This is a genomic window from Corynebacterium sp. HMSC22B11 (assembly GCF_001815965.1).
In the GTDB taxonomy this organism is placed as follows: domain Bacteria; phylum Actinomycetota; class Actinomycetes; order Mycobacteriales; family Mycobacteriaceae; genus Corynebacterium.
The window spans coordinates 71,084-88,427 of sequence record NZ_KV823470.1 but is presented as its reverse complement, the minus strand read 5'-3'; the positions used below and the strand labels follow the sequence as shown (position 1 = coordinate 88,427).

The 17,344-nt window shown below is 66.4% G+C and carries 13 protein-coding genes and 3 tRNA genes; 6 read left to right on the top strand and 10 right to left on the bottom strand.

What is annotated here, in order from left to right:
* Positions 1 to 23: 23 nt before the first annotated feature.
* Positions 24 to 1,007: a serine hydrolase gene (locus tag HMPREF3088_RS00870; protein ID WP_070757686.1), complete on the bottom strand. Its 984-nt coding sequence runs from the start codon at positions 1,005 to 1,007 to the stop codon at positions 24 to 26.
* Positions 991 to 1,998, bottom strand: coding sequence for a hypothetical protein (locus HMPREF3088_RS00865; RefSeq protein WP_246817969.1), 1,008 nt, complete (start codon positions 1,996 to 1,998; stop codon positions 991 to 993). The genes HMPREF3088_RS00870 and HMPREF3088_RS00865 overlap by 17 nt, the downstream gene beginning before the upstream one ends.
* Positions 1,999 to 2,208: 210 nt before the next feature.
* Between HMPREF3088_RS00865 and HMPREF3088_RS00860 the strand changes: the two genes are divergently transcribed.
* The gene (locus HMPREF3088_RS00860) at positions 2,209 to 2,952 is read left to right on the top strand and encodes an LppP/LprE family lipoprotein (RefSeq protein WP_070757818.1); all 744 of its coding nucleotides are present in this window, start codon (positions 2,209 to 2,211) and stop codon (positions 2,950 to 2,952) included.
* A gap of 194 nt (positions 2,953 to 3,146) precedes the next feature.
* Positions 3,147 to 5,294 (top strand): BCCT family transporter, encoded by a 2,148-nt coding sequence (locus HMPREF3088_RS00855; RefSeq protein WP_070757684.1) that lies wholly within the window; start codon positions 3,147 to 3,149, stop codon positions 5,292 to 5,294.
* A 92-nt stretch (positions 5,295 to 5,386) separates the two neighbouring features.
* Here the strand turns inward: HMPREF3088_RS00855 and HMPREF3088_RS00850 are convergent.
* Positions 5,387 to 5,458: transfer RNA gene (locus HMPREF3088_RS00850), tRNA-Asn, on the bottom strand.
* Positions 5,459 to 5,598: 140 nt separating this feature from the next.
* Positions 5,599 to 5,670, bottom strand: a tRNA-Asn gene (locus HMPREF3088_RS00845).
* A gap of 118 nt (positions 5,671 to 5,788) precedes the next feature.
* On the opposite strand from HMPREF3088_RS00845, the gene HMPREF3088_RS00840 reads away from it, so the two are divergent.
* A tRNA-Ile gene (locus HMPREF3088_RS00840) sits at positions 5,789 to 5,862 on the top strand.
* Positions 5,863 to 5,972: 110 nt separating this feature from the next.
* On the opposite strand, the gene HMPREF3088_RS00835 is transcribed toward HMPREF3088_RS00840, so the two are convergent.
* From HMPREF3088_RS00835 to HMPREF3088_RS00820, 4 genes are all read right to left on the bottom strand, one after another.
* A complete protein-coding gene (locus HMPREF3088_RS00835; RefSeq protein ID WP_070757682.1) occupies positions 5,973 to 6,344 on the bottom strand; it encodes a metal-sensitive transcriptional regulator in 372 nt (123 codons plus the stop codon).
* Between the two features lie 5 nt (positions 6,345 to 6,349).
* Positions 6,350 to 8,791 (bottom strand): heavy metal translocating P-type ATPase, encoded by a 2,442-nt coding sequence (locus HMPREF3088_RS00830; protein WP_246817968.1) that lies wholly within the window; start codon positions 8,789 to 8,791, stop codon positions 6,350 to 6,352.
* Between the two features lie 163 nt (positions 8,792 to 8,954).
* Positions 8,955 to 9,638, bottom strand: coding sequence for an MBL fold metallo-hydrolase (locus HMPREF3088_RS00825; RefSeq protein ID WP_070757680.1), 684 nt, complete (start codon positions 9,636 to 9,638; stop codon positions 8,955 to 8,957).
* A gap of 70 nt (positions 9,639 to 9,708) precedes the next feature.
* Entirely contained in the window at positions 9,709 to 10,809 is a 1,101-nt protein-coding gene (locus HMPREF3088_RS00820; protein ID WP_070757678.1) for an S-(hydroxymethyl)mycothiol dehydrogenase, read from the bottom strand.
* A 293-nt stretch (positions 10,810 to 11,102) separates the two neighbouring features.
* Between HMPREF3088_RS00820 and HMPREF3088_RS00815 the strand changes: the two genes are divergently transcribed.
* Complete coding sequence (locus HMPREF3088_RS00815; RefSeq protein ID WP_070757814.1) at positions 11,103 to 11,432, top strand: hypothetical protein; 330 nt, start codon at positions 11,103 to 11,105, stop codon at positions 11,430 to 11,432.
* Between the two features lie 112 nt (positions 11,433 to 11,544).
* Here HMPREF3088_RS00815 and dnaG read toward each other — a convergent pair whose 3' ends face one another.
* The gene (dnaG, locus tag HMPREF3088_RS00810) at positions 11,545 to 13,548 is read right to left on the bottom strand and encodes a DNA primase (RefSeq protein WP_371441274.1); all 2,004 of its coding nucleotides are present in this window, start codon (positions 13,546 to 13,548) and stop codon (positions 11,545 to 11,547) included.
* Between the two features lie 163 nt (positions 13,549 to 13,711).
* Here dnaG and HMPREF3088_RS00805 point away from each other — a divergent pair, with 163 nt between their 5' ends.
* Entirely contained in the window at positions 13,712 to 15,439 is a 1,728-nt protein-coding gene (locus HMPREF3088_RS00805; RefSeq protein ID WP_070757674.1) for an FAD-dependent oxidoreductase, read from the top strand.
* A 29-nt stretch (positions 15,440 to 15,468) separates the two neighbouring features.
* Positions 15,469 to 15,972: a guanyl-specific ribonuclease gene (locus HMPREF3088_RS00800; protein ID WP_070757672.1), complete on the top strand. Its 504-nt coding sequence runs from the start codon at positions 15,469 to 15,471 to the stop codon at positions 15,970 to 15,972.
* 13 nt (positions 15,973 to 15,985) lie between these two features.
* Here the strand turns inward: HMPREF3088_RS00800 and HMPREF3088_RS00795 are convergent, their stop codons facing one another.
* Complete coding sequence (locus HMPREF3088_RS00795) at positions 15,986 to 17,266, bottom strand: deoxyguanosinetriphosphate triphosphohydrolase (protein WP_070757670.1); 1,281 nt, start codon at positions 17,264 to 17,266, stop codon at positions 15,986 to 15,988.
* Positions 17,267 to 17,344 lie beyond the last annotated feature (78 nt).

The following is a 17,344-nucleotide window of genomic DNA, read 5'->3' as shown; positions in this document are numbered from 1 at the left end:
CTTCGGCGATTGAGCCCCCGCGGTTACACCCCAGCGCTGAGCTTCTGTGCGATCGCGTTGAGCACCTGCTGGCCGGTCTCGTAAGACCCGTCTGCAGCGCGCACGGCGATCGCGATCGGCACCACAGCGTCCGCTGCGGCGGCGCTGCCGTCCCCAGCTCCGCCACCAGCAAACGCACCTGCCGGCACCACGCCGAACTGGCGGACCAAATAGCCCCCGGTTTCGTCCGGCCCCCAACCGCCCTTGAAGGCGGCCCCCGATAGCTGACCGATGCCATAGGCGTGCCCGGGCATGATCTGCCCCATCAGCCGGTAGACCTCACCAACGGCCGGGTCCTGCCCCGCGCCCTCCGCCAGGCCTGCGGCGAAGTCGGCCTGCTGCGCCAGCGACCACCGGGTCTGCCCGTAGGCGCTGAAGCCCGGGCGGGTGACGGTTGGCTGCACCGACACCTCCTGCCCGCTGTATTCGCGGATCACCGCCCCAACCTTATCGGCCGCAGCAGCCCCACCGCCGAGCGATGCCCACAACCGCTCCGCCGCGGCGTTATCCGAGGACTGGATGGCCCGGGCGGCGGCGGAGTTATCCCCTCCCCCGGAGCGCAGCGCGGCGATAGCTAACGGCACCTTGATCGTCGACCACGCTGGCTCGGACTCGCCCCGCAGCGCGCCGGCCTGCACGGCCCCGGCACCGCTGCCGAGGCTCACGCCAACCTGAGCACCAAAGCGTGTCGAGACCTCCTGGACGATCGCCTCAAGCTTCGCCTGGTCGATGGGTGCGCCCTCCGCGGTCTCCTCCCCTGTCGGTTGCGGCCCGCGCCGCTCCCCGTCCCGGCCCGGCTCCGCCCCGCGCGTGGGCTTGGGCCCCACGGCCTCGCGAGGGCCGGTCTGCGCCACGGTCGATTCCTCCTCTTCCCGGTGGTCGGTGGGAATGGTGCAGGACGCCAACCCCAGACCGGTGGCCAGGACGGTTCCCGCGATCGCCGCGCGCCGGTTAAGCGATGTAGACATTGGCGTCGTTTCCACCGGTGCAGTGCACGTACTCGCCGTTATCGCGGCAGCTCATGGTGTAGCTGGTGCCCGTGACATCGCTATAGGCCTCGACCACGTGGTTGAACTCGTCCTCGTCGCCGTCCAGGTAGGCGTCCACGTAGGCATCGCGCACAGCGAGGGCGAAGCTATCGCTGGTCGGGCCGGACTTCCAGACGCTATTCAGGTCGCCGCCCGGGTTCGAGCTCCGCGCCGAGCTGTTCACCGGGGTCGCGTACCCCGGGAGGCGCGGATTCTTCGGACGGGACTCGGCCTCATCGTCGGTGTCTTTGTCATCGTCCCCGCGGTTGGCGTCCTCGTCATCGTCGCGGTCGTCCCCTTGAGCGTCGGCGTCCTCGTCCTCGGTGCCACGGGCATCCGTTGCCTCGGACGAACTCACGGTGGTCTGCTCGGAACTCTTCCCTTCGCCTGGCTTGCCGGTGAACCAGAAGGCAGCGAAGGCCACGGCAGCCAACAGCGCCAGGACCAGCAGCACGATGATCAGGATGTTGCGCCCGTTGGACTTCTCCTCCGGCTGCTCCTGATAGCCCTGGTTCTCGTAACCCTGGCCCTGCCACTCTCCACCCGGGCCCGCGTAGCTCTGCTCCGGGTAGCCCTGGTTGCCGTAGTTCGGCCCACCGTATCCCTGGTTGTTATAGCCCTGTCCCTGCCACTGGCCAGCCTGCCCCTGGGCGCCATAGGGGTTCTGCTGCGCCCACTGCTGGGATGCACCAGCGCCATACCCGGCGCCAGCCTGTCCCCACTGGCCCGGATCCTGCTGCCCCCACTGACCGGAGCCTTGTTGCGCGGACGGGCCAGCGCCCGGTTGAGCCCAAGGGTTGGCGCCCGGCTGTCCGGCACCATCGCCGGCTGGGGTATCCCCGGGGCGGCGGTACTGCGGTGGCTGCGGGCCCGAGGCGTCCCCGCCCTCGGCGCCGGGGTCATCAGAGTGGTGATTCTGTGGCTTCGTCATGCCCCTAAAGTTAGCGCACGGGGCAGACAACGCGATGCACCCAAGCAACCTGACATACCCGCGCCACACCCCCGGCCGTTACACTGGCTTTCACAACAGCTCACCCCGCGCGTTCAGCACCGTGAGACCAGCACTGCGTGATCAACACCGTGAGATTAACGTCGTGTGGTTAACGCCGCTGTTCAGCAGGCCCAGAGGAAGGAGACGATCGTGGCCCACCCAACACCTGCCCGATCCCGGTCCCGCCAGCTACTTTTCCTGGCGTGCACCCTCCCCCTGCTCGCCACCGCGACCGCCTGCGGCTCGGAGGAAGAAGAACCCACCGGGCAGACCTCCGCAACCTCCTCGAGTGCTCAGCCCACGACGACGAGCAGCGACGCCTCCCCCAGCACGTCAAGCAGCGACGCCGCCCCCAACCCCACCACGGCCAGCGATACCGACCCGGCACACGGGGGCACGCCGGAGCCGGCGACGTCGCCCCACAACGGTGCGCCACAACCCGACCGCAGCAACGCGGCGGCAAACACCCCAAGAACGCCGGCGCCGAGCGCGCCGGACTACAACTGCCGCAACCGCAGCGCCCCACCGCTGAACAACACCACCATCCCGATGGCTGGCGGCGGCAGCTTCCACTACACGCTGAAGGCGAACCGCTATAACCCCTGCAAGACGCTGTCCTGGATCCACATCGCCGGCGAGCACGACGGGCCAAAGGAAGCCGTGCTGTTCTATCACAACGGCAACCCGGTAAACTCCCCGCAACCGCGGCTGATCACCGCCGTCACCGGAATTCAACGCCTCGGGGACGGCGCCGTCCAGGTCACCTACCGCACCGCGCAGGGTACGACCGGCTCCGTCACCACCCGGGCGACCAGCAATGGCGTCCAGGAGGAACCCAACCTTCCGCCGAATGTGGACAGCAGCGCGCCGCGACTGGCCGGAGCACACAGCTAGCCACTTCGCCCGCGCCACGCACCCGGCTGCGGCATGGTTCAAGCATCCGGCGCAGCCCCATAACCGGTCGACAATCCAGAACCGGTTCATAACCGGCGTTTCGGGGACGCCAGCCCCCGCCTTCACTACACTGAACGCATTTATGCCGAAATCACTACACATTTCAGCGAGCAAGTGTGAGGAAGGGCCCCACCATGTCAGACAAACCCCAAGGGCTGCCGCCCGAACAGGCAGCCGCAGAGCGGCGTAAGGAAGCAGCTGCAGCCGGCGCGCAGCGAGCTGCCGAGCGTGCCCACCAGGAACGTGCCCGCCGCCGCGAAACCCAGGCCGCGATGACCAGGCGCGCCCGCACCGCCCTGGCGAAGGCCTCCAGCGGTGAGCGCTCCATTCACCCGGCCCTGATCCCCGGCATCGACGTCGAAAACACCGACGCGGAGTTCAAAACCAACAAGCCGGTCTTCGCCGTGGCGCTCCTCGCCGCGGTCGGCGTGCTGGCATGGGCGATCATCGCACCCGAAAACCTCGCCGAGACCGGCGGGGCGATGCGCGAGTGGGGGGTCGTGCACTTCGGCTGGATGTTCACCACGATCATGATCGCCGCCCTGGTGTTCCTGCTGGTCGTGGGTCTTGGCCCAACGGGCAAGATTCGGCTCGGAGCGGATGATTCCGAGCCCGAGTTCTCCACCTTCGCCTGGATTTCCATGCTCTTTGCCGCGGGCCTGGGCATCGGCCTGATCTTCTACGGCCCGATGGAGCCACTGACGCACTTCCTCAACCCGCCACCGTTTGCTGGCGTGGAAGCGGGGACGCAGGACGCCGTGTTCCCAGCGCTGACCGCCGCGATCCTCCACCAGGCTTCCCTGCCGTGGGTGGTCTACGCGCTGGTCGGCGGGTCGCTAGCCTATGCCGCCTTTCGCCGTGGGCGCCTGCCGCTGATCTCCTCGCTCTTCGAGCCGCTAATCACCGACCCGAATAACCGGGTCACGGGCAGGATCATCGACATCTTCGCCGTGCTGGTCACCCTCTTTGGCACCGCGACCTCCCTGGGTATCGGCGCTCTGCAGATCCGCACGGGCACCTCGATCATCACCGGCAAGCCCCTGGAGGGCGACGGCGTGGTGGTGGCGATCATCTCCATCCTCACCGTGGTCTTCATCATCTCGGCGACCTCGGGGGTCAAGCGCGGCATCCGCATCCTGTCGAATACGAACATGGGTCTGGTCATCGCTCTGGGCCTATTTGTGCTGATCACCGGCCCAACGCTGTTCATCTTCGACCTGCTGCCGGTCACGGTGATGCAGCTGATCCAGAACTTCATCGACATGATGTCCACCAACCCCTCCGAGGGCCCGGTGGAGAAGGAGTTCGTCACCGCCTACACCATGCTCTTCTGGGCCTGGTGGATCTCCTGGTCCCCGTTCGTGGGCATGTTCATCGCGAAGATCTCCAAGGGCCGCACTCTGCGCCAGTTCGTCACCGTGGTGCTGCTCGTCCCGTCGGGCCTGTCTATCGCCTGGTTCGTCGTCTTCGGCGGCACCACCATCTGGCGCACCCTCAACGGCGACCCGATCGAGATCAAGGGCTCGGGCGAGAACGTCATGTTCGACCTCATCGACAAGCTGCCGTTCTCCGGCTTCGTGAGCATCATCGGACTGGTAGCGATCATCATCTTCTTCAACACGGCCGCGGACTCCGCGACGAACGTGATGGGTTCGATGTCCCAGAGCGGTCGGCCGGTCCCATCCCTGCCGGTAACGATCGTCTGGGGGACCGCCCTGGGTTCGGTCGCCCTGTTCCTGCTTCTCGCCGGTGGCGACGATGCCCTCTCCGGCCTGCAGTCCATCATGGTGTCCTGTGCTCTGCCGTTCGCGGTAATCCTCATCGGCGTGATGGTCGCGTGGGCGAAGGACCTGCACAATGACCCGGTGATGCTACGGCGTCGTTTCGCCGTGGAGGCGATCGACCGGGGCGTGCGCCGGGGCCTGGACGAACACGATGGCCACTTCATCTTCGGCGCCACCCAGGTGCCGGAGGGCCAGGGTGCTGCTGAAGCCGTGGACGTGGAGGACGAGTCCTTCCACACCTGGTACACCGACAATGCCTCGGAGGACTACATCGTCCACAAGCTGAAAGAGAAGGCCGGCGCACAGATCGAGCGGGAAGAGTTCGAGCAGGCCATCGCTGACGCTGAGGCCCGGGCCGAGGCAGAGGCGGAGATCGCCAACGATGCCCGAGCGATGGAGGACTACTGGACTGAACGTGTCTCCGGATCTAATTCTGATTCGGACACAGAGGAACACTCCAAGGAAGACGCGGACAGCGAAGACGATAGTTCCCGCTAGCTCCGGTTAGCGCGGTGGCGCGTACCCCTCCCAGCATGCGCCCCGGCTGTGGAAAGAAATATGGCCCAGGCTTTAAAGCCTGGGCCTTTTTGCTCCCCCAGCTGGATTCGAACCAGCAACCACTCGATTAACAGTCGAGTGCTCTGCCATTGAGCTATGGGGGAATGCTCAGGAGGAAGCTTACTAAGGCTTAACCCGTCCACCAAATCTTGGCACCACCCCCCAGCCCGGTACTGGGAACAGGTTCACAGGACGGTAGAAAAGAAGAAAACCCAGGGCTTGCGGGCCCTGGGTTATAGTGTCGCTCCCCCAGCTGGATTCGAACCAGCAACCGCTCGATTAACAGTCGAGTGCTCTGCCATTGAGCTATGGGGGAATATGCCATCTTGGCAACGAATAGACACTCTACCCAGCAAGCCTATAAGCACCAAATCAGCAGGTCAGACCCGGAATATCGGCTTTAAGGCTACGGTATGGTTCAATGACCTGGTGGCGGGACCATAGCTCAGTCGGTTAGAGCCGCGAACTCATAATTCGCTGGTCGCGGGTTCGAGCCCCGCTGGTCCCACAAAGAATCATTCGCCGCCCGACGCGGGGCGGCTCCCCGGCGGGCCGGCAGCTTGGAAAGAGCACCAGCCCCGCCGGGGTTTTCGTATCCTTCACCCCGCCCTTAGGCAGTTAGCGAGTGAAGCGCGCGATCGCCTGCGACACTTCCTCCAGCTTCTCCTCCACCGCCTGATCCGAGGTGCGGGCGGCCTGCACCACGCAGTGCGCCATGTGCTCCTCCAGCAGCACCAGCCCCACCCCCTTGAGTGCGGACTGCAGTGCCGCGATCTGGGTGAGCACGTCGATGCAGTACTCCTCCTCGGCGACCATCCGCTGCACACCGCGCACCTGGCCTTCGATGCGCTTCAGCCGCGCGATCAGCTTGGCCCGGTCGCCGTGGCCGCTGAGCGGCTTCTCGCTGTGATCAACCTTGCCATTGGCCGCGGGCTCGCCGTGCTGTGGCGCGTGGCAGTCGCTCTTGGTTGCTGGCTTCGGATTATCCATGGTGACTACTTCTCCTCAACCTCAGGCTGGATGGACTTGAAGCCACGCAGTCGCAGGCTATTCGAGACCACGAACACACTGGACAGTGCCATGGCCGCACCCGCCAGCATCGGGTTCAGCAGGCCGAAGGCGGCCAGCGGGATCGCCGCGACGTTATAGGCGAAGGCCCAGAACAGGTTCATCTTGATGGTGCGCAGGGTCTTGCGCGACAGGCGGATGGAGTCCACCACCGCGCTCATCTCGGCGCGCACGAGCGTGATGTCCGCGGCCTCGATAGCCACGTCCGTCCCCGTGCCCATGGCGATACCGAGGTCCGCCTGGGCCAGCGCGGCGGCATCGTTGACGCCATCGCCAACCATCGCCACGCGCTTGCCTTCGGCCTGCAGATCCTTGACCGCAGTGACCTTATCGGCGGGCATCACGCCCGCCCGCACGTTGTCGGGGTTAATCCCCACGAGGTCGGCGACCTCACGTGCGACCTGCTCGTTGTCACCGGTGACCAGCATCGGTTCCAGGCCCAGCTCCTTAAGCTGAGCAATGGCCTCCGCGCTGTCCGGCTTCACCGCGTCCTCGACGGCGACCGCACCAGCCAGCTGACCGGCGACGAGCACCGGAACCACGGTGCCGCCCAGCCCGCTGCGCTCGACGATCTCGGCGCCAACGGTGGTGCCGTCGGAGGTCTCGAAGCCGCGTCCGACCTGAACGGTCACGCCGTCGACGGTGGCGGTCACGCCGCGACCCGGGACGGACTCGAAGTCCTCCGCTTCGGGCAGTTCGCCGCCGATTTCCTTGCGGGCACGCTCGGCGATCGCCTGGGCGATCGGGTGCTCGGAGTGATTCTCCACCGCTCCGGCGATGCGCCACAGGTCCGCCTCGCTGAACCCGGCCTTGCCGGAACCATCCGCGATCGAGTCCGCAGCCGGCGCGAGCCAGGCCTCGGTAGCCGTCATCTCGCCGGTCGTGATGGTGCCGGTTTTATCCAGAATGATGGCATCCACGCCACGGGTCTGCTCCAGGGTCTCCGGCCCGCGGATCAGCACGCCCATCGATGCACCCCGGCCCGTACCGACCAATAGGGCGGTCGGGGTGGCAAGGCCCAGCGCACACGGGCAGGCGATGATCAGCACTGCCACGGCCGAGGCCATCGCGGCACCCACATCACCCGTGATCAGGAGCCAGGCGACCAACGTGATGACTGCAAGGGCGATGACCACCGGCACGAACACCGCGGACACCCGGTCGGCCAGCCGCTGCACATCGGCCTTGCCGGATTGCGCCTGCTCCACCAGCTTGGCCATCTGCGCCAGCTGGGTATCGGAGCCCACACGGGTGGCCTCAACGATCAGTCGGCCCGATGCGTTGACGGTCGCGCCCGTCACCCCATCACCCGGGGCGACCTCCACCGGCACGGATTCGCCGGTCAGCATGGACTCGTCCACTGCGGAGCTTCCTGCCACCACTCGCCCGTCCGTGGCGATCTTTTCGCCCGGGCGCACCACAAAGTACATACCCTCAGCCAGCTGGCCGATCGGGATGCGGCGCTCGTTGCCACCCTGGGCGTCATCGACGACGGCAACATCCTTTGCACCCAGCTCACTCAGCGCACGCAGCGCCTCGCCAGCACGATGCTTCGCGCGCTTCTCGTAGTAGCGCCCCGCCAGGACGAACATGATCACGCCCGCGGCGACCTCGAGGTAAATATCCCCCATCGGGTCGCTGTGGGCATTAAACAGGTTCCAGGTGTGGCTCATGCCTGGCTCGCCGGCGGTGCCAAAGAATAGCGCGACCAGCGACCACAGGAAGGCCGCCCCCGTGCCCACGGTGATCAGGGTGTCCATCGTCACCGCGCCGTGCTTGATGTTCAGCCAGGTTGCGCGGTGGAACGGGTAACCGGCCCACACGATCACGGGCGCGGCCAGCGTCAGCGAGAGCCACTGCCAGTTCGTGAACTGCAGGTTCGGAATCATGGCCAGCACGATCACCGGGATCGCCAGCCACAGGGACCCGATCAGGCGGTTGCGCAGGCCCTCCAGCTCACGCTCTGCCGCCTGCTCCGCTGGGGTTTGGGACGTCGGTTCGGCCTCTGACCGAGGTGCGTCCGCCGCCCCTTGTTCGCCGGCCCCGCCCTGCGGGTCACCGGCGCCAGGCTGGGAAGCCAGCGGCTGCGAGAGCTGGGCCTCGTAGCCCATGTCCGCGATGATCTCCCGGATCTGCTCATCCGTCACTGCCTCGGCGGCGCCGTCCTGCTCGACGTGCGCTTTCTCCGTGGCGTAGTTGACGGAGGCGGTCACCCCGTCCAGCTTGTTGAGTTTGCGCTCGATCCGGTTCGCGCACGAAGCGCAGGTCATGCCAGTGATCTGGTAGTCCAGGTCGAGAACTGGCTGGGCTGCCCCGATGGCGCCCACCTCGGTGGCCGAGCTGTCTTGGTGTTGAGACAAGTTTTCCATCCCCTTTCCACCACCGACCCTATACCCCCTGGGGGTATGAGGCAAGGGGTTCCGCAGTGGCACGGTAAAACGCAAAAAGACACACCAAAGACGAGGAAAAGGGGCCGCGGGAAGAATCCCCACGGCCCCTCGACCGAGACCCCTAAGGCCCCGATCCAGCGCACTAGTAGCCGCGCTTAATCCACTCGTCCAGGTGCGGGGCCTCGTCCCCGATGGCGGTGGAATCGCCGTGGCCGGTGAGCACCTTCGTCTCCGCCGGCAGCGTCAGCAGCTTCGTCTTGATCGACTCGATGATCGTGTCGAAGTCCGAGAAGGAACGCCCCGTCGCACCCGGACCACCGTTGAACAGCGTGTCGCCGGAGAACAGCACGTCCGCGGCCGGCACGTAGAACACGCAGCAGCCCGGCGAGTGCCCCGGGGTGTTCATCGTCTTGAGCTCCACGCCGCCTACCTCGAAGACGTCGCCGTCGGCCAGCTTCTTCGGCTCCAGGTCCGGGTAGCTCTGGTCCCAGAGCACGCGGTCCGCCGGGTGGACGTAGATGTCCGCGCCGAAGATCTGGGAGAGCTCCGGCGCCACGGTGATGTGGTCATTGTGCGCGTGGGTGCACAGGATAGCCTTGACCTCGCGGCCGTCGACCGCCTCCCGGATCGGGTCCAGCTCGTGGGCGGCGTCGATGATGTAGCACTCCTTATCATCACCGATGACCCAGATGTTGTTCTCCACGTCCCACTCGCCGCCGTCCAGGGCGAAGGTGCCGTTGGTGATCACCCGGGTCACGCGCAGCTTCTCGCCCGCGCCAGAGAGCTGACCTGGGGAAATGATGTCCTTAATCGCGTTATCGCTCATGATTCTTCTCCTTCATTGGGGTGCCAGTACCCCGGTAACACAGCGCTGCGAACCCCGCAGCAAGGGGTTTTTAGGAAAACTCCACCACGGAGCGCATGACCTCGCCGCCCCGCATCTTCTCGAAGGCGGCCTCCACGTCCGCGATGCCGATGCGCTCGTCGACGAAGCGGTCGAGCGGGAAACGGCCCTGGCGGTAGAGGTCGATATAGGTCGGGAAGTCTCGCTCCGGCAGGCAGTCGCCGTACCAGCTGGACTTCAGGGCGCCACCGCGGGAGAACACGTCCAGGAACGGCAGCTCCAGCGTCATCTCCGGGGTCGGCACGCCTACCAGCACCACGCGGCCAGCCAGGTCGCGGATGTAGAAGGCCTGCTTGAAGGTCTCCGGGACTCCCACCGCGTCCACGGCGACGTCCACGCCGAAACCGCCGGTGAGCTCCTGAACCTTTTCCACCAGCTCGTCGGTGGTGAGGCCGCGGGAGTTGATGGTGTGGGTCGCGCCGAACTCCTCCTTCGCGCGCGTGAGCTTGTCCTCGGAGATGTCGATCGCGATGATCGTGCTGGCTCCGGCGACCTCGGCACCAGCGACGGCGGCCATGCCCACGCCACCCAGGCCGATGACGGCGATGGACTCGCCGCGCTGGATCTCACCGGTATTCACCGCAGCGCCCAGGCCTGCCATCACGCCACAGCCCATCAGACCCGCAGCCGCCGGGTCCGCCTCCGGATCCACCTTGGTGCACTGACGCTCATGGACCAGGGTCTTCTCCGCGAACGCACCAATGCCCAGGGCGGGCTCCAGCTCGGTGCCGTCAGTGAGCGTCATCTTCTTCGAAGCATTGAAGGTATCGAAGCAGTAGTGCGGCTGGCCCTTCTTGCAGGCTCGGCACTCGCCGCACACCGCGCGCCAGTTCAGGACCACATAATCGCCGACGGCGACGTGGGTGACGTCCTCACCGACCTCCGAGACCACACCCGCAGCCTCGTGGCCCAGCAGGAAGGGGTAGTCGTCCGTAATGCCACCGTCGCGGTATGCGAGGTCGGTGTGGCAGACGCCGCAGGCCTGCACCTGCACAACCACATCGTTCGCGCCCGGGGCGGGAATCTGAATATCCACCAGCTCCACCGGGTCGCCCTTGCCGCGCGAGACCACTGCCTTAACGCTCTGAGTCATGCTTTCCTCCTGCTGTGTCTAAATTTTTGGCGCCACCGCTGCCACGTTCCGTCATTTTTAGGACGTCAACCCGTTCAGCGGGGCGCTGACTTGCACTTTCCATTGTGGCATAAGTTCCGCGGGTGCGCCCCGGGGCTGCTGCGCGGGTAGTATGTGGGCCCCTCGCACTCGGGCGAAGCTGATTCCCGCGGCGGGGTTATGACGTAGACTAGGCTTTCACAGCTCCACCGCTAGCCAAACACCCGGGCGGGCGGTGGCCGAGTGCACACCACGTTTGGGAGGGCTTGAACTTCATGATCCAGTTCGTTGTCGGGGCCGCAGCCGGCTACCTGATGGGAACCAAGGCCGGGCGGCGCCGTTACGAGCAGATCCGGCGCGGCTACGAAACCGCGATCAACTCTGAGGTCGCCCAGTCCGCGCTCCGTGCCAGCCGCAAGGCCCTGGCCAATCGCCTGGACCCGGATCCGCGCATGCACGAGGTGCGCGACCTGAACGCCAACACCCGCAGCTCGCTGGCCGATGGGCACAGCATCGTCGAGCCGGACGACGCCCACCCCAATGACCGTCCGCTACGCTCCGCGTCCGAGTTCAAGCGCCCCCGCTCCCCCAAGAAGCCCCGCTAGGGCTCGCTAGAGCTAGGGTCTCGTCCCTCTTCCGCTGCTCGCCGGCCGCTTCACCGCCGGCGTTGACCCGCCAGCTGAATGCCCGTCGTACAGCCCAGGAGCGGCGGGCGGCTTAGTTACCGAAGGTGAATTCCCCGTAGGCGTTGGCCCGCTCGTTGAGCGAGCGCCGGTACTTCTCCAGCGCGGTGAGGTCGGCGAAGGTGGCCATATAGGCCTCCTTGTCCTCGTCCGGCCGCATCCGCTGCATCTGCGCGCGCAGCTCAGCAACCTCGTTGCTCACCCAGCGTTCCTGCATCCGGGCCATGATCGCCGAGGCATAGTACGGCAGCCGCTCCTGCTGGCACTGCAGGTCCTCCACCGCGAGTTCCGAGACCACGGCCTGCCCCATCGCATCCGGCACGTTGTTACTCACCGCGTCCAGCCACCCCGAACCGGACTTGGCCTGGGCGGCACCACCAGCCGCGGCCATCGCATTGACGATCGCGATATACGTCGGGTGCAGGAAACTCTCCGGCGGCATGAGGTCGAAGATCTGCCCCGCCAGCTCCGGCTCCTGCAGCCCCAGCTTTAGGACTTCGCGGATACCCAGTAACAACTCGTCCTTCGGGTCCGGGCGCTCCATGCCCGCCACGACCCGCAGGTGACCGCCGGAATCCTCTCCGCCAGGAACACCGCCCTGGTTCGCCGCGCCCGGACCTGCTGGAGCGGCACCCTTCGCGAGCCGTTCCCGGCGCGCCGCCCCGCGCTTGAGCTCCAGTTTCGGCTTCTCCGTCCGGCCGCGCCGGGCCTCCTCGCGCACCTGGGCCACGATGTCGTCCGGGTCGTCGAAACCCACCCAACCGGCGGCCTGGCGGGAGTACTCGTCGCGCAGGGCGTCGTCCTTAATCCCGGCGAGCACCGGGATGATCCGCCGCATCGCGTGGATACGGCCATCCACGGCGGCGGTGTCGTAACCCTCCAGCAGGGTGCGGATCACGAACTCGAACATGGGGATGCGGTTGGAGACCAGCTCCCGCACCGCCTCGTCGCCGCGTTCCAGGCGGATATCGCAGGGATCCTGGCCGCCCGGAGCGACGGTGACATAGCTGCGGCCGGTAAACTGCTGGTCCCCTTCGAAAGCGCGCAGCGCGGCCTTCTGGCCGGCCTCGTCGCCGTCGAAGGTGTAGATGATCTCGCCGCGGAAGTAGCGGTCGTCCAGCATGAAGCGCCGCAGCATCGCCAGGTGCTCGGAGCCGAAGGCCGTGCCACAGGAGGCCACCGCCGTGTCCACTCCCGCGGCGTGCATGGCCATGACGTCCGTGTAGCCCTCCACCACCACGGCCTGGTGCTTCTGCGCGATGCTGCGCTTGGCTTGGTCGATACCGAAGAGCACCTTGGACTTCTTGTACAGCAAGGTCTCCGGGGTGTTCATGTACTTGCCCAGCTTGTCGTCCTCAAACAACTTACGGGCGCCAAAACCAATGACGTCACCTGCCACCGAACGGATCGGCCACAGCAGGCGGCGATGGAAACGGTCGATCGGCCCCTTGGATCCCATGCGGGATAGGCCAGCGGCCTCCAGCTCCTGGAACTCGAAGCCCTTGCGCAGCAGGTGCTTGGTGAGGGTGTCCCAGCCGGGCGGGGCGTAGCCGCAGCCGAACTGATCCGCATGCTCCTGGGTGAAGCCGCGGTCGATGAGGAACTGACGGGCCACGTCCGCACCCTGGACGTCCGAGGCGAACTGCTCCCGGTAGAACTCGAAGGCCGCCTTATTCGCCGCGACCAGTCGCTGGCGGGTGCCGGGCTTCTCCCGCCTCCCCGGGCCGCCGCCCTCGTAGTTGATGCGGTAACCGATGCGCTCGGCGACCTGCTCCACGGCCTCCGGGAAGGTCAGGTGCTCCATCTTCATGAGGAAGCTGAACACGTCCCCGCCCTCGCCGGTAGAGAAGCAGTGGAAGTAGCCCTTGTTCGGGCGGACGTGGAAGGACGGGGTCTTCTCATCCTTGAACGGGCTTAATCCCTTCATGGAATCGACGCCGCCGGGCGTGAGCTGGACGTACTCCCCCACGATCTCCTCGATCGGCGTTGCCTCGCGAATCGCCTCGATGTCCCGCTCCGGGATCCTGCCCTTAGCCATAAGGGACATGCTAATACACCCGGCAGATACGGGATGCGGCCGAGCGGAACGCCCATTCGCCAGACAAAACCGGGCCAGCTTTTTAACATAGGTTCCCTGACATACTTATTTGCCACGATGTTTACCCATCGCGTGCACCACAGACCCGGGAAGGTAGGTCGCCATGACCGCAACCCACTACGACGTCCTCATCATCGGCTCCGGCTTCGGCGGCTCCGTCACCGCCCTACGCCTCGTCGAGAAGGGATACAAGGTCGGTGTCCTCGAGGCCGGCAAGCGCTACGCGGACAAGGACTTCGCGAAGAACTCCTGGCACCTCAAGCAGTTCCTCTGGGCACCCGCGATCGGCTGCTACGGCATCCAGCGCATCCACCTGCTGCGCAACGTCATGATCCTCGCCGGCGCCGGTGTCGGCGGCGGTTCGCTGAACTACGCCAACACCCTCTACCAGCCCGAGGACGAGTACTTCCGCAATAAGCAGTGGGCACACATCACCGACTGGAAGGACGAGCTGACCCCCTACTACGACCAGGCACGCCGCATGCTGGGTGTGGTCACCAACCCCACCATGACCCCGGCGGACAAACTCTCGAAGCAGACCGCCGAGGAACTCGGCGTGGGCGATACCTTCCGCATGGCTCCGGTGGGCGTGTTCTTCGGCGAAAAGGTGGGGCTGAACGGCAAGCCGAAACAGACCGTGGAGGACCCCTACTTCGGTGGCGCAGGCCCGCAGCGCACCGCCTGCCACGAGTGCGGCGAGTGCATGACCGGCTGCCGCCACGGGGCGAAGAACACCCTGCTGAAGAACTACCTCTACCTCGCCGAGAAGGGTGGAGCCGAGGTCCACCCGCTGACCACGGTCACCGACATCACCCGCAAACCGGGCGGCGGCTGGAACGTGGATACGAAGACCACGGGAGGCCTGCTGGGCAAGAAGAAGACCCGCCGATTCACCGCGGACAAGGTCGTCGTCGCCGCGGGTGCGTGGGGCACCCAGAACCTACTGCACCGGCAGAAGATCAACGGCAACCTGCCACAGCTGCCGGACTCCCTCGGCACGATGACCCGCACCAACTCCGAGGCCCTGCTCGGCGCGCAGTTCAAGAAGTACGACCCGGAGTGGGATTTCTCCGAGGGCGTGGCCATCACCTCCAGCTACTTCCCCGCCCCGGATACCCACATCGAACCGGTGCGCTACGGCAAGGGCTCGAACTCCATGGGCCTGCTGCAGACCCTCATGACCGACGGCGACAAACTGCGCCCCCGCGTGCTCGAGTTCCTCCGCCAGCTGGTTCTCCAGTTCCGCCAGATCCCTCGCCTGGTGAACCTGCGCCGCTGGTCGCAGCGCACGGTGATCAACCTGGTGATGCAGTCCCGCGATAACTCGCTGACCACCTACCCGCGCACGCTCGGGAAGTTCACCTGGCTGACCTCCAAGCAGGGCACCGGCGAGCCGAACCCCAGCTGGATCCCGGAGGGCAATAAGGCCACCCGCATCCTGGCCTCCCTGCGCAAGGGTGGCCTGGCAGGCGGGGTGTGGTCCGAGGTGGTCGACATCCCCCTGACCGCCCACTTCCTCGGCGGTTGTTCAATCTCCAGCTCCCCGGACGACGGCGTGGTGGACCCCTATCACCGCGTGTGGGGGCTGCCGGATCTCTTCGTGGTCGACGGCTCGTCCATGGCCGCCAACCCCGGCGTGAACCCTTCTCTGTCCATCACCGCCAACGCGGAGCGCGCCGCTGCGATGTGGCCGAATAAGGGCGAGGCGGACCCGCGCCCCAACCAGTCCGAGGGATATCAGCGCATCGAGGCCGTGGAGCCGGCCTCCCCGATGGTTCCTGCCACCGCCCCGGCCGCGCTGCGCCTGCCGATCACCCCGGTGGGCAACTAGCCCTACCCCGCCCGGTATAACTGGCTGTTATGGCGCAGAAGAACAACGGTCCTAAAGCTGGTAAGTACGGAACGGTCGGCGGCGTGGTCGTCGCCCTGGCGCTGGCCGGGGCGAGCCAACTCGGTCTCTTCGGCGATGACGATAACGCCGGCGGCGGCCAGGGTGGCAGCTCCCAGTCCGGGCAGTCCTCCAACGCTGCCCAGCAGAACCCGGGCGCGGATAGCGCTGCTGATTCCGAGTGCGCGGTGGACACCCTGCCGGAGGAGGCCCGGGAGCAGATCGAGGACATCCTCACCGGCGCCCCTTCCGACGACGGCCCGCACGACGGCAAGCACTTCGGCAATTACGAGGGCCTCCTGCCGAAGGAGAAGTCCAGCTACTACCGCGAGTACACCGTCAAAACCCCGGGCCTGAATCACCGGGGCGAGCGCCGCCTCGTCGTCGGCGGTGGCACAGAGACCGACCCTGAGGTCTGGTACTACACCTCCGACCACTTCGAAAGCTTCTGCGAGATCCCCGACGCCGAGGATTAACGCGAAGAAAATACTATGCCCACGCCGCGCTGATACCGGCAGCGGAGGCGTCCAAGCGCTCCAGCCGGGATTCGGTGAGCGAGGCGACCTGGTCGATGACCACACGTCGACGCTCCACCTCCGTGGCCGCGTTCTCGTACCAGAGCCGGAAGACCGGATCCAGCGCCCCGGCACCGCCACGGGCCAGGAACTCCGTGACGCGGAAGATGCGCTCCCGCTGGCGATCCTGCTCCGCCAGGTGCAGCTTCTCGTCCATCACATAGAGCACGGCGATGGACTTCAGCAGCGTGACCTCGGCCTTAACCTCCGCGGGAATGACGAGGTTCGCCGCATAGCGGCCCAGCGGTCCGGTGCCGTACTCCCGACGGGTCGCGGTAACCACGGCCGTCACAAAGCGGCTGACCAACTCCGAAGTCATCGATTTCAGCGCGACCAAGTCCTGCAGGCTGTGGCGGAAGTCCGCGGCCCGGGAGACCACCGGCATCTGCCGCAACCGGTCCGCCGCTTCCAGCAACTCCTCGGGTTCCCCGCCGAAGTGGTGGGCTCCCTTGTCCGCGAGTGCTGCCAGCTCCACCAGGTCCCACAGCACACCCAGGGTGATGCGACCGGAGAGCATGCCATCCTCGACGTCGTGGACGGAGTAAGCAACATCGTCCGACCAGTCCATGATCTGTGCCTCCAGGCACTGCTCCCCTTCGGGCGCGCCCTGACGGATCCACTCCAGGATGTGCAGGTCGGACTCGTAGGCACTGTACTTGCGGCGCGGGGTGCCATCCGGGGCGGTCGGCCCCCAGGGGTATTTGCAGGCCGCATCCAGGGCGGCGCGGGTGAGGTTCAGACCATAGGAGGTGCCGTCCTCCCCAAGGGTCTTCGGCTCCAGGCGAGCCAGGATGCGCAGGGTCTGCGCGTTACCTTCGAAGCCGCCGATGCTGGCCGCGGCCTCGTCCAGGGCGCGCTCGCCGTTGTGGCCATAGGGCGGGTGGCCGATGTCGTGGCTCAGCCCCGCCAAGTCCGCGAGGTCGGGGTCCGCGCCCAGGGTCTTGCCGATGCCGCGGGCAATCTGGGCGACCTCCAGGGAGTGTGTGAGCCGGGTGCGCGGAGTGTCCCCCGACCCCGGTCCCACGACCTGCGTCTTATCGGCCAAGCGGCGCAGCGCCGCGGAGTGCAGGACGCGCGCCCGGTCGCGGTCGAAATCCTCCCGGCCATCCGGGACCGATCCCTCCAGCCCCAGGGTCTTCGGTGCGACGGCATGACGGCGCGCGCAGTCGTGCTCCGTGTACTGATACCGCTGCATCTCGCGCTCCGTTAGTCCTGTCTCCGTCCCCGTGGGAGGTCGTTACCAGGTGCCCCGCACCGGCAGAACCACCCCAGC

Bases quoted from the DNA above. Each gene is read 5' to 3' on its own strand.
- HMPREF3088_RS00870 (WP_070757686.1), bottom strand. From the start codon at position 1,007: ATGTCTACATCGCTTAACCGGCGCGCGGCGATCGCGGGAACCGTCCTG.
- HMPREF3088_RS00865 (WP_246817969.1), bottom strand. From the start codon at position 1,998: ATGACGAAGCCACAGAATCACCACTCTGATGACCCCGGCGCCGAGGGC.
- HMPREF3088_RS00855 (WP_070757684.1), top strand. From the start codon at position 3,147: ATGTCAGACAAACCCCAAGGGCTGCCGCCCGAACAGGCAGCCGCAGAG.
- HMPREF3088_RS00835 (WP_070757682.1), bottom strand. From the start codon at position 6,344: ATGGATAATCCGAAGCCAGCAACCAAGAGCGACTGCCACGCGCCACAG.
- HMPREF3088_RS00830 (WP_246817968.1), bottom strand. From the start codon at position 8,791: ATGGAAAACTTGTCTCAACACCAAGACAGCTCGGCCACCGAGGTGGGC.
- HMPREF3088_RS00825 (WP_070757680.1), bottom strand. From the start codon at position 9,638: ATGAGCGATAACGCGATTAAGGACATCATTTCCCCAGGTCAGCTCTCT.
- HMPREF3088_RS00820 (WP_070757678.1), bottom strand. From the start codon at position 10,809: ATGACTCAGAGCGTTAAGGCAGTGGTCTCGCGCGGCAAGGGCGACCCG.
- HMPREF3088_RS00815 (WP_070757814.1), top strand. From the start codon at position 11,103: ATGATCCAGTTCGTTGTCGGGGCCGCAGCCGGCTACCTGATGGGAACC.
- dnaG (WP_371441274.1), bottom strand. From the start codon at position 13,548: ATGGCTAAGGGCAGGATCCCGGAGCGGGACATCGAGGCGATTCGCGAG.
- HMPREF3088_RS00805 (WP_070757674.1), top strand. From the start codon at position 13,712: ATGACCGCAACCCACTACGACGTCCTCATCATCGGCTCCGGCTTCGGC.
- HMPREF3088_RS00800 (WP_070757672.1), top strand. From the start codon at position 15,469: ATGGCGCAGAAGAACAACGGTCCTAAAGCTGGTAAGTACGGAACGGTC.
- HMPREF3088_RS00795 (WP_070757670.1), bottom strand. From the start codon at position 17,266: ATGCAGCGGTATCAGTACACGGAGCACGACTGCGCGCGCCGTCATGCC.